The sequence below is a fragment of the Rhodobacter sp. TJ_12 genome, assembly GCF_020023995.1.
Lineage (GTDB): Bacteria > Pseudomonadota > Alphaproteobacteria > Rhodobacterales > Rhodobacteraceae > Rhodobacter.
Genome location: NZ_NRRD01000038.1, coordinates 1 through 11,158, shown reverse-complemented (window position 1 = coordinate 11,158; position 11,158 = coordinate 1). Strand labels below are relative to the sequence as shown.

Sequence of the window (11,158 nt, the reverse complement as noted above, 5' to 3'; positions counted from 1 at the left end):
AACAGGCCCGGCAGCTGGCGCGGTGGGGCGTGGGGGGCGGGGTGAGGCGGCGCGCGAAGACCTCTGCCAGATCGGCCACGGCGGCCTCGGTTAGGGCGCGAAGATCGGCATCGATGGGCACCTTCACGCGCCGTTTGGTCTGGGCGTAATAAAGCGCCCCCTCGGGCACCGGCTGGCCGGTCATCTCCTCAAGACAAAGCGCCTGGGCACAAAGCTGCGCCTCGTCGGCCCGGTGCAGCTTCGGCTTGCCGCGCTTGTATTCGACCGGAAAGGGGCGCTCGCTGCCGTCTGGCTGCGGCTGGAACTCGACCAGATCGGCCGTGCCCGACAGGTTGAGCCGGGCAGAGCCGAGCGGCAGCGACAGCACCCGCCGCCCTCCCCTGCCCTTGCGGCTGCCACCCTTGTCGGCCACCGCATGCAGCACATCCCCTTGCGCGGTAAAGATATTCTCGTCCCAGAGCCGTTCGAGATGGATCAGCGCCGCTTGCCGCAAGCAGTAAACCGCATGCTGCACCGCCGAGAGGGGGATCGTCTCCTCCTCGGCGGGCGGCGCGGCCATCAGAGCAACTCGCGGATTTCGACCCCCGCAGGCATGCCCTCGCGGTCGATCTCGATGCGGTAGTCCGAGAATTTGCGCGCCGGCGCAAGGTTGCCAAGGCCGCGATCGTCCAGATCGCGGAATTCGCCATCGACTGCGCGCCCAATGCGGACCCGGTCGAACAGCGCATGGGCGGGGGCGTTGCCAAGCGCGTTCTCATGCGCGAAGACGATCAGCTTGCGGGTGGTCATTTCGCCGCGCGCCGCCGAGCGGTCATGCTCGAACATGTTCGCCAGCGCCTCGAAAAGCAGATTGAGGTCGGCCTCGGAAAACCCGGTGCGCTCGGCGAATTTGGCCGAGATGAAGCCATGCGCGACGTAAAGCCCGTAGGGCACGATATGCTTGCGGCCCATGGTGCGGTTGTCGGTGCGGGTGTCACCATCCTCGCCCTCGGCGCGTTTCTTCTGTTCCGCCTCGTTCGTGGCGGCCATCCGGGTGATCGAGATTTCCACCGGCAGGATCGGCTCGACCGAGCGCGCGAAGGTCATCTGCACCGGCCCCTTGACCTGACCGCAATTGACGCCGGTGGACATCACCGCGCCAAAGGTCCGCACGTCGAAGAAATTGGCGCACATCCAGTCGCGCAGCGCCTTGGCTTCCTCGTCACCCTTCGGGTTGAGCTTGGCGTCCTTTTTCGACTTTTCGTCGCCCCGGATCGCGACATAGGCCTCGCGATGCTTATCGTTCAGGATTGCGCCTTCCTGCACATAGATGTGGTGTCCTGCCTCGCCGGTGCGGGCCAGCTCGACATAGTTGCGCAGCTTGCGCTTGAGGCTGACATCCGACACCAGCCCGTGGTTGGTTTCAGGGTCAAGCCGCGGCAGGTTGCCCGCGTCCGGGTCGCCATTCGGGTTGCCGTTGGTAACGTCGAAGATCAGCACGAAATCGTGGCGGCGGGAAAGCGTGGTCATTCGTCGGCCTCCGTGATGGGCGTATCGTCATGTTTGCGAAAGAAATCGGCGCGCTGGTGGTAATAGCCGATGCCGAACAGCGCCTGTTCGGCGCTGGCAAGGCTGGCGGGGATCGGGTCGTTGCCCGGCTCCATCAGATCGATGATCGCACTCAGCAGCTTTTCAAGGTTCACCGCGCGGCCGGGCTTCAACTTGCGCAGCTTGGAGAAATGGTTCTGCGCCCCGGCATCGAGGGTGCGAAACACCTTTTGCGGCGAGGCCGAGGCGGCGCCGTAGAACTTGTCCTTGATCGTGGCATTGACGTTGCCGCCAAGCGCGGATCGCTGCACCTCTTCATAGACGGCGAACAGCCGACCGAGGATATAGCCCTTGTTGGTATTGCCGGGATCGAGCGCCACGGGAACCTCCTTGGCGAAATTGCGGATCAGAACGGATTTGAGCATCGCCGCGCGCAAGGCGTTGATCTCGCCATCGGCGCGGATGCGCATGAGCACGGTCGACAGCAGCGTCAGCGGATAGGGCGCGCCGGTCAGGATCGCGCGCATCCATTCGCCCGCGATCAGGGGCGGCACGTTCTCGCGTTTGCCCTGCGGCGCCAGTTCGGAAAGATACTTCCAAAGCGGCGGCCAGTCGTCGCGCGGCGGCGGATCAACGCGCATGTCGTCAAGGTAACGCTGGTAATGCGCCGTCAGCGTGCCGAAATCGTCCTCCCACCAGAACCGCACCGAAAGCCGCGCGGCATTGGGGGCAAGGCCCAGAACGCAGAACCGCACACCGCTTGCAAGCTGTGGCGTCACGTTCACCAGCCGCTCGCCCGCCCGGATGCGCGCAAGTTGCGCGCCGATGTTCAGGGCCTCGATCTTCTCGGTCGCGGCAGCGTCAAAGAAGGCGGCAAAGAAACCCTCGGCCAGACCTGCCGCCTCAGCCTCGGACGCATCCGCCCAGAACACCGTCGAGGCATCGCCGATTTGAAGGCGGTGGCCGCTGTCCTTTTCCAAAAAGCGATTGAGCGCGGTGGTATAGGCGAAGGCCGCGCCCTCCGACACCGGGGCATTGTCGCCCTGTTCGTGGCCGTAGGAGTTGAAAGCGTCGAGGTTGAACGAGATCAGACTGGCACCCGAGGATTGCGCGCCCCAGACCCCCTTCAAGGACGGATGCAACCGCGCGACCGGGGCAGAGGCGCCCGTCACAAGGCATATCTGCGCATCAGACGCCGCCTCGGCCCTAATCCGCGCCCAAAGCGCCCGCGCGGCGGGACGGTCGTGCAGATAGCTCCGCTCATCTGCAAGCCGAAACACAAGGTTCTGGTCCTTCGCCTCCTCGGGCCAGAGCGGCGGCACAAAGGCCTCGGGCGTCCAATTCTGCAAAAACCGGGCAAGGGCCAACAGCCCCGGGTCGTCCGTTCCTGCCAGCGCGGCCAGATGCCTTTCGCGAAACGTCGCATGTTCCTCGCCGGTGCGCTTGCCCTCGCCTGCGGTGACACCCAGCACATAGGCGCTCTTGTCCCACAGGAAGTTGGGGGCGATTCCGACGGTGCGCTTGACCGCCTGCGGAACCGTCATCATGCGCGGGCTGCGCTTCTTGTCGGTGTCGCGCAGGTCGATCACCTCGGCGACCGCGCCCTCTGCCGTCAGCACCACGCAAAAGCCGATCTTCTCGGTCGAATAACCAAAAGGCGGCGCATCGGGCATCCGCTCGTAGGCCCGCACCAGGGACGCGAGCAGGCTCATCGCAGCACCTCCGGCGATCCGGGGGGCGGCACCTCCATCACGCCATCGACCAGCCGGGCGCGAAAGAACATCGAGGGGCGACCGGGGGCGGCGTGGTCGATGTCCCACAGCATCAGCCCCAGATCGCGCGGGGCGCCAAAGCCCAACTCCGCCGTTTCGGCCAGCGGATTGCGCGCGGGCAAGGCCGCATCGGGGGCGAGAAGCGCGAAATCGGCGGCGAATTCGCGGGTGCCAAGACAGGGCTGATGAAAACACTGCCCCCGCGCGGCGCGGCGGTTGAAGATGTCGAGATGCTTGCCCTCGCTGTCCTCGGGGCCAGCCTTCGCGGTCAGGGTGAAATGCGCCTCGATCACATAGGCGGGGGCGACGAGCACGCTCGAGGCGCGTTGCTGGCGGTCCTCATCGAGCAGAATTTGCAACCCCGCCAGATCGCCCCGATTCATCGCCTGCTTGATCGAACCGGCGGGCGCCTTGTGCCCCACCTCGTTGCGGCGGATCGACTGAAAGCGGATCGGTTCAAGCACATGGATGCGGTCGACCACCCAACTGATGGCGGGCTTCCAATGGATCGCCTCAAGGATACCGCGCGCCGCCGAGGGGGTCATCACATCATAACTGACCCGCTCCACCTTTAATTCCGGGCGGGTGAACAGCGCATTGCGCCCCCGCACGTGCAGACGAATTCCATAAGCCATGCATCACCTCGAAATTACGGTCAGCTTATTCCTTGGGTTGAGTCGCGCAAGGGGAAGGTGTCGCGCCGATAGGACTTCGTATCATAGAAAAGCATACAATCGTCAACTTTAAGTTCACTGTAGGGTAAAATTTGACAGCGGCACCATATGAGGGGAGGATGAGGCATAGTGCCACAACTGGTAGGTGATCGAAATGAAGCGACGATTCTACGCACTCCGACTCCGGGTAGGTAATTTCGCAATCGCGCTGGAACTCGACTTGGAGCCTCCATAGCATGTGCGAGTCGCAGGGGTTCCTCTGCGCGGATCGAAACACTGTCGGGTGAAACGAATTTGCTCACCCCAAAGGCCCCTCACTGAGGTGAGGGGCCATCACACCACCTCCTGATCCGCGCTCAGATAGTCCGCCTGTTCCCACCACAGGCCGAAATCGTCATGGTAAAGCCCCCCGTCACCCAGCACGAAAAACGCATCGCCGCGCAGGTTGGGCGCCTCGAAATCCCCCTTGCCATTCGCCCGCAAGGTCTCGCGCGCCGCATGCGGGATCTGCACCGTAAAAGGTTGCAGCGCGCGGGCAAGCGGGCCGGATTTCTCCCACTCATTGGAAAGCCTTTCCACCAAGTCGCAGGCAACATCCTCGCGCGCCACGATCACCGGCACCATCGGGCTGTCGATCATCCGGTAACGCTCGGCCACCGTGCGGAAGGCGAAATTCGTCGCGGCGCCATTGAAAACGAACTTGTCGATCAGCCCCTCCGCATCGAGCCGCTTCGGCCCCGCCCGCCAATAAACCTCTTCGAACCAGCGCCGGATCGCGGCGGGGTCGAGCAGGTCGCAGCCCCCCCGCGCCACCGACTGCATCGCTTGCGCAAGCTGCGCCACATCCCCCGGCGGGGCGTTGTCGGGCGCGGAAAACACCGTCAGCACCGAAGCCTCGAGCGGCCGTTTGCCCTCGCGGTTCACCCGCCCCGCCGCCTGAATGACGGAATCAAGCCCCGCCTCGGCGCGCCAGCCGCAGGGGAAATCGAGGTCCACCCCAGCTTCGATCAGGCTGGTGGCGATCAACCGGCAGGGCTTTGGGTTTTTCGGATCCAGCCGGGTCCGAATGTCGGCAATGATCGCGCGCCGATGCGCGGGGTATTGCCGGGTTGTCAGATGGATGAGCCCCTCCAGCCCCGCCGCCTCGGCCGCGCGGTAAAGCGAGAGCGCATGCTTGCGGCTGTTGACGATGACGAAGCCCTGCGGCGTAGCGGCGAGCGCCGCGACCAGAGACGCGTCGGCCATCGCGCCCCCCTGCACGATCCGCGCGCGGCGCAACCGCCCGGCCAAGGCCACGGGATCGGGCGCAAGTTCCCGCCCGGCAAGCGCGAGGCCCCCCGGCTGCAATTGCCCGCTGTCGAAGGCCGGCTGCGTCGCGGTGCAAAGCACCACCGTGCAGCCATAGTGCGCGCAAAGCGTGTCGAGCATGGCGAGCGTCGGCAACAAAAGCTTGCGCGGCAGGCATTGTGCCTCGTCCAGCACGATCACTGCCCCCGCGATATTGTGCAGCTTGCGACAGCGCGACGGACGCGCGGCGAACAGGCTTTCGAACAGTTGCACATTGGTGGTGACGACGACGGGGGCGGCCCAGTCCTCCATCGCCTGGCGGAGCTTGTCGCGACTTCGGTCCTTCGTATCGGCCACCTCGCGGCTGCCCGGGCGCAGCTTTTCGATCTCAATGGCGCTGTGATGTTCCAGCACGTTTTCGGCGCCAAGCAGATCGGCAAAGACCTGCACCGTCTGGTCGATGATCGAGGTGAAGGGGATCGCATAGAGGATCCGTCGATGCCCGTGGCGCGCCGCGTGGTCGAGTGCAAAGCCAAGCGAGGCAAGGGTTTTTCCGCCGCCCGTCGGCACGGACAGGGTGAACAGGCCAGGCGGCAGCGCGGCCTTGGCTCGGACCTGCGTCAGGATTTCCGCGCGCAGGCGGTTCAGGTCGGTTGCCGGGTCGAAAGCGGCCATATGCGCGTCGAACCGTGCCCGGAACGCGGGCAGAAGGCTTTGCAAGTCGGGCCAGTCGCGGTCGCGACTCCGGCCTTCGAGCGCATCGTAAAAGGCTTCGGTGTCGCGAAAATCGGCATCGACAAGGCAGGAAAACACCATCCGCGTCGCGACCGAGAAGTCGAACCCGGCTTTTTCCCTGCGCAGCTTGTGCAAAACCTCCCGCGCGACCGCGTTGAAATCATCGGGCACATGCGCCCGCCATTGCGCATCAAGCGCCGCCCCCGGCCGCGCGATCCGTGTGACCACAGAGCCGCCGTCCGCGCCATTGGTGTCGGGCAGCCCCGCGTGATGGCCAAGGATCGCCTGCGCCAAAGCCTCGGCCAGAGGTTTGGGGCAGCCCGAGGCGGAGTCGAGGAGCACCCGCCCCCCCGCCGTGGAATGATCGACCACCGGCCCCGGTTCACCGCGCAGCACCCGGTCGAAGGCGGGATCGTATTTGCCCAGATCGTGCAACCGCCCCGCCAGCCCTGCCGCCGCACCAAGCCCGAAGGCCGCGCCGCGCTCTTGCGCCAGTCGCTCGACGCAAAGCAGATGATCGGACAGTTTCTGCCAGTCGGCCCGGTCCGCCCGCGACCCCGAATGCGCGTAATGTGTCATCGCCCCCTCCCCCGTCCTTTCCGACATCCCGACCTCCTGCCCCCCGAAACCTTGCCCAACGGCGCGATTGCCCCGCTAGAGTGGCCCGCCCTCTTCCTTCTCCAGCAGGCCTTGCAAAAGCGCGCGGCGATCGGCGCTGAACGCGCCCGGCAGCACCCGCAGACAGGCCATGGCGCGCACGAAGAATTGCCGGAACCCGGCGCGGGTCTCGCACCAGGCCAAGAGCTTGCCCCCCTGCGCCGGATGCACCAGCGCGAGCGGCCGCACATGGCGGGCGGTCACGGTGCCGCCCGTGTCGGTGTAATCGAACGCTATCGGCCGGCAGGCGCGGATCGCCTCGTGCAGCGCCGCAAGATCCTCGGGCCGCGCAGGCGGCGCGTTCGAGACCCCCTCTTGCCAATAGGCGGCGGGGCGCACGTCGAGCAAGTGATAAAGCCGCGCCAGGATCGCCGCCTCGGGGTCGGTCTCGCTCAGGCGTTGTAACGCCGCCCGCGCTGCCGCTGCCGCCACCGGATCGCCCCGCTGCCCGGCCAGTGCCAGCCCGCGCAGCGCCGCATCGCGCAGATCGAGGTCGGGCGCGGGCCTCGCCGCCTGCGCGGCCACGCCCCCGACACCCCCAGCCACAACCGCGCCCGCAAGCCTTGCCCCAAGCGCACGGCGGGTCAGTAGCTGCGCGGCGCGGCCGTCAAGATCACCCATCACCCAACACTCCTTACCCATCGACCCCCGCCAGACTACCTCAGTGGGAATCGCCTCGACACACCGCAAGGACAGTCTTAGCCTTGAAGGGTGTCAATTGCTGTCGGGGTGCGCAATGTCCTTTGCCAAGGCGCAGGAGTTGATTCGGCTGGCCGAGATCGCCGCAGCCCGGCATGGCGGTGTCAGCCTTGCGGAAATCGTTGCGGAATTCGGCGTGTCGCATCGCACGGCGCAGCGCATGACCGATGCGCTGGAGGCGACATTCGCCAATGTCGTCACCTCCGACGATGCCGAGCGCAAGCGGCGCTGGCGGATCACCCGGCCGCGCGAGGGAGCCCTGATGCCACGCCCCGAGACCGCGATCGAGGCGCTCGATTATGCCGCGCGCGAGGCCGAGGCCGAGGGGCGGCTGCGCCACGCCCGGGCGCTTTCGGATCTGCGGGAGGGGCTGTTGGCGCGGCTGTCGCGGCGCGAGGCCGCCCGCACCGAGGCCGATGCCGAGGCGGTGCTTTCGGCCCTGGCCGAGGTGACGCGCCCCGGCCCCCGCGTCTCGATCCGGCCCGAGATTCTGGACACCATCACCGAGGCGCTGCGCGGCCCGTTCCGGCTGCAGGTGCGCTACAAATCCGAAACCGCGCCCGCGCGGGTGCTCGAGCCGCATGGGGTGCTGCTTGGCCATCGCACCTATCTGGTGGCCCGAGATCCAGCCAAGGGCGATCTGATCCGCAGCTTCCGGCTCGATCAGATCCTCTCCGCCGAGGTGCTCGACGAGAGTTTCGCGCTGGACCCGGCGTTCTCGATGCAACGCTTCGCCACGCAATCCTTCGGCGTCTGGCAGGACCCGGCGCAATTCGGCCCGGTGGTCTGGCACTTTGCCACCCATGCCGCCGAGCGCGCGGCGGGGTTCCGTTTCCACCCCTCGCAGCGGCTGGACTGGCAAGACGACGGCAGTCTGATCGTACGCTTCGAGGCAGCAGGCTGGCTCGAGATGGCCTGGCACCTTTATCAATGGGGCGATGCGGTAGAGGTGCTGGAACCTGAAGGCCTGCGCGCGATGGTCGAAGGCCACCGGCGCGGCGATTTCGGCTCAATGCCCTGAGGCAAGGGAGCCGATGCGATTGACCGCCACAATAACATCTGCAGTTCCGTCGCGCGAGCGCCCGAAGGCGCCCCAAAACAAGGGCCAGAACAAGTGGACCGCGCTTCGTTTCCCTTTGCTCGACGTCGGGGGATCATGTCCGACCGGCCTCGGCCTGCCCCTGCAGCCGGACCGTATCCGCATCTGCTGAACGCAATAGCCCTTCGCACGCCTGACGGCGTTTGGAAAACCGGGATCGGGTTAGGCAGCCCGCTTGAGGGGCCGCCGCGAGATGGGGTATTCGGTCCCTCGGTGGCGCCCTCGCCTGGATGCAAGTCGAACGAGTTAGAACCCGGGGTGCGCAGGCGCCCAGGAGCATCGTCAAAGCCGGAATGGGAGGTACCGCAGCCCCTCGCATCCTGAACAGTGTAAGATCCGGCCGGGAAACGGAAGCGTCCCTGCCGACATTTTTCTCTGCACCGGTTGCAGAAGCATGGCATCGAGACAGGTGATCCTGGGTAGCGTCGAGGACGGGAGCCTCTGAGGCGCACTCCGGATCGGCTGTGCCCCCAGGCAAGACCGTCAAGGCACGAATATCATCGAACAGACGCGCAGAGACCTCCTCTCCATCGGTTTTGTCGGTCTCGGATCGCAGTTGCTGATAGTCAACGCCACCATTCGCGCACCAACGGTCGGCGCAGTGGATATCTGCAAACAAGGCGTTCTGTTCGTCGCGCATGCGGGGCTCCGGTTTTTTCTACCCCATCGTCCTATGTCCCGAAGAAAACTCAAACACCCCGATAAAGATTCTTGGACATCACGAGAAATTAATGTGCTTCCGGTGTGCCGACATTGATAAAACCTCGAAATCCGGCATGACCAACTGCCGGTCATGATATACTCGCGAGAGATCATCTCTCTGAAAATCCATAAAATTGTTTCACGGAGAGAGACATGCGCAATATGATCCAAGCCCGACACAAACCTGACCGCATCAAGTGATCCCCAGCCAGATCCACTCCGCGAGCAGACGTTTCGAAAGGGGGCGGCGAGAAAACCGATCAAAGGGTATTGTTGCCGTCGGATCAATGTACTGGCCTCGTCGTCGCGTCCTGTCAGCCAGTGCTGCGGTCATCCAGCATTCCCACTTTCTACCGCCCCAACCGAACCCAAGACGCGCAGCCGATGCGCGCCGAGGGTTCGTTTTTACCCAGTCGAGAAGCGCCGTCAGGGCGCGCCGAGGTCTGGGGCAGGGCGGCTGCTTGCTGCCGGGGGACGGGAACCCGTCCCCATACCCTGCTAAAGTTCAGGACATGCCGATTTTACAATCGACACTCATATTTTAATTCGCAAACATTGCGAAACACATCGCGCTGACCAAATGAAGTAACAATAGCCAATCCGAATAAAATAACCCCGGCCAACGCGTTAATTGGAAAAAGTATTTCTACATTCCGGGCTGCTGCTTGTCGCGTGAACGCTCCGCGCATCAGCGCCGGGGCGGTAGGAGAAAAAATAGCTGACAGAATTTTCGGGGGAACAACGTATCCTTCTTCCATGTTGGGAGGGAATAACATGGCAAAAGTTGGAGACGGAAAGGTTCGGTCGGAGAAGCGGCGCGCGACGTGCAGACTCTCTAAGCGCGTGACGGCCTCTGAACTCAAGGCTTTTGCGGATCGCGCAAAAGAGGCGGGATTTGAGAACCCGCAGGAATTTCTTTCTGCGCTTGTCCTCGGGAATACAGCGCAGACGAATTTCAACAAGCGAGACATGACATTGATACTCGGTCATCTTGGTAAAATAGGATCGAACATCAATCAAATCGCAAAACACTTCAATTCAGGAAAAATAAAAAATGCGGACGACGCCGACCTCGCGCCTATGAGCGCAGCGATTATTGAAACAGCTGCCGCCATACGAGAAAAACTGAAATGATTTGTGAGATCATTACGAAGGGAGGCGAGCCCGGTTCTGGCGGGAGCCGGGATGCGTTTTATGCAGGCGTTCGCTATATCTCCGAAAAAGCCGCCAGTGTGGAATTGCGAAATCTTACCGGCCAAAGCTGGACAACGGCGGCGGAAGAAATGGCAATCACGTCGCAACTCTCAAAGAAGGTCCAGAAGCCATATTATCACTTGGTCTTATCGTGGCACGAATCCGAGCACCCGACGACCGCACAGCAAATCGCGGCGACACGATCAAATGCTCGTTGAAGCCGGATGGCCGCTGGCTTTGGGTTTCGAACAAAACTGGTGAGAGCGGCACAGTCTTTGACCTGTGGCGGCGGGACAATCCAGGTCGGACACTGGGTCACGCGCGGGCGGCGCTGCGGGATGCGCTCTTTCTCAAGGATCTCGCCAAGAAGACCCGCGAAGGCTTGCGCGGTCGGGCGCTGGCGGGCAAATCCGCCGGTGGGTTGACGTATGGCTATCGCGCCGTGCGGCGCTATACCGCCGAGGGTGAGCCGATCCGTGGAGATCGCGAGATCCATCCGGAGGAAGCCGCTGTTGTCGAGCGGATCATGCGCGCCTATGCCGAAGGACTTTCACCGAAGAAGATCGCCGAGATGCTGAACCTCGAGGGCATTGCGGCACCGCGAGAGAAGTATTGGAGCGCCTCGACGATCCACGGGAACCGCGAGCGGGGCACGGGGATTCTCAACAACGAACTCTATATCGGCCGCCTCGTGTGGAACCGTCAGCACTTCGTCAAAGACCCCGATACTGGCAAACGTCAGGCACGGCCGAACCCGCCCGAGGACTGGATCACCGAGGAGGTGCCGCATCTGCGGATCATCAGCGACGACC

Annotated in this window: 10 protein-coding genes; 4 read left to right on the top strand and 6 right to left on the bottom strand. The window is 64.0% G+C overall.

All coding sequences use genetic code 11. The annotated features are described in order from the left end of the window. The 6 genes from cas4 to CKO11_RS16835 form a co-directional block, all read right to left on the bottom strand. Positions 1–559, bottom strand: a 559-nt coding sequence (cas4, locus tag CKO11_RS16860) for a CRISPR-associated protein Cas4 (protein ID WP_223641413.1), incomplete at its 3' end; no start/stop codon positions are given. Beyond that, a complete protein-coding gene (gene cas7c, locus CKO11_RS16855; RefSeq protein ID WP_223641411.1) occupies positions 559–1,509 on the bottom strand; it encodes a type I-C CRISPR-associated protein Cas7/Csd2 in 951 nt (316 codons plus the stop codon). The genes cas7c and cas4, both read right to left, overlap by 1 nt. Beyond that, positions 1,506–3,239: a type I-C CRISPR-associated protein Cas8c/Csd1 gene (cas8c, locus tag CKO11_RS16850; RefSeq protein WP_223641409.1), complete on the bottom strand. Its 1,734-nt coding sequence runs from the start codon at positions 3,237–3,239 to the stop codon at positions 1,506–1,508. The genes cas7c and cas8c overlap by 4 nt, the downstream gene beginning before the upstream one ends. Then, positions 3,236–3,934 carry a type I-C CRISPR-associated protein Cas5c gene (gene cas5c / locus CKO11_RS16845; RefSeq protein WP_223641407.1) on the bottom strand — a complete coding sequence of 233 codons (699 nt, stop codon included), beginning with the start codon at positions 3,932–3,934 and terminating at the stop codon, positions 3,236–3,238. Before cas5c ends, cas8c begins: the two co-directional genes overlap by 4 nt. A gap of 372 nt (positions 3,935–4,306) precedes the next feature. Next, complete coding sequence (locus CKO11_RS16840; RefSeq protein WP_223641405.1) at positions 4,307–6,574, bottom strand: CRISPR-associated endonuclease Cas3''; 2,268 nt, start codon at positions 6,572–6,574, stop codon at positions 4,307–4,309. Positions 6,575–6,649: 75 nt separating this feature from the next. Next, positions 6,650–7,273, bottom strand: coding sequence for a helix-turn-helix transcriptional regulator (locus tag CKO11_RS16835; RefSeq protein ID WP_223641403.1), 624 nt, complete (start codon positions 7,271–7,273; stop codon positions 6,650–6,652). Between the two features lie 115 nt (positions 7,274–7,388). Between CKO11_RS16835 and CKO11_RS16830 the strand changes: the two genes are divergently transcribed. The 4 genes from CKO11_RS16830 to CKO11_RS16820 form a co-directional block, all read left to right on the top strand. After that, positions 7,389–8,372, top strand: coding sequence for a helix-turn-helix transcriptional regulator (locus CKO11_RS16830; RefSeq protein WP_223641401.1), 984 nt, complete (start codon positions 7,389–7,391; stop codon positions 8,370–8,372). Positions 8,373–9,926: 1,554 nt separating this feature from the next. Continuing rightward, positions 9,927–10,286: a plasmid mobilization protein gene (locus tag CKO11_RS16825; RefSeq protein ID WP_223641399.1), complete on the top strand. Its 360-nt coding sequence runs from the start codon at positions 9,927–9,929 to the stop codon at positions 10,284–10,286. Continuing rightward, the gene (locus CKO11_RS17630) at positions 10,283–10,564 is read left to right on the top strand and encodes a relaxase/mobilization nuclease domain-containing protein (RefSeq protein WP_411742026.1); all 282 of its coding nucleotides are present in this window, start codon (positions 10,283–10,285) and stop codon (positions 10,562–10,564) included. Before CKO11_RS16825 ends, CKO11_RS17630 begins: the two co-directional genes overlap by 4 nt. After that, the coding region (locus tag CKO11_RS16820) for a recombinase family protein (protein ID WP_223641397.1) at positions 10,498–11,158 on the top strand (661 nt) is incomplete at its 3' end. The genes CKO11_RS17630 and CKO11_RS16820, both read left to right, overlap by 67 nt.

Coding starts and splice junctions, on each gene's coding strand:
- cas5c (WP_223641407.1), bottom strand. CDS start 3,934: ATGGCTTATGGAATTCGTCTGCACGTGCGGGGGCGCAATGCGCTGTTC.
- CKO11_RS16825 (WP_223641399.1), top strand. CDS start 9,927: ATGGCAAAAGTTGGAGACGGAAAGGTTCGGTCGGAGAAGCGGCGCGCG.
- CKO11_RS17630 (WP_411742026.1), top strand. CDS start 10,283: ATGATTTGTGAGATCATTACGAAGGGAGGCGAGCCCGGTTCTGGCGGG.
- cas8c (WP_223641409.1), bottom strand. CDS start 3,239: ATGAGCCTGCTCGCGTCCCTGGTGCGGGCCTACGAGCGGATGCCCGAT.
- CKO11_RS16840 (WP_223641405.1), bottom strand. CDS start 6,574: ATGACACATTACGCGCATTCGGGGTCGCGGGCGGACCGGGCCGACTGG.
- cas7c (WP_223641411.1), bottom strand. CDS start 1,509: ATGACCACGCTTTCCCGCCGCCACGATTTCGTGCTGATCTTCGACGTT.
- CKO11_RS16835 (WP_223641403.1), bottom strand. CDS start 7,273: ATGGGTGATCTTGACGGCCGCGCCGCGCAGCTACTGACCCGCCGTGCG.
- CKO11_RS16830 (WP_223641401.1), top strand. CDS start 7,389: ATGTCCTTTGCCAAGGCGCAGGAGTTGATTCGGCTGGCCGAGATCGCC.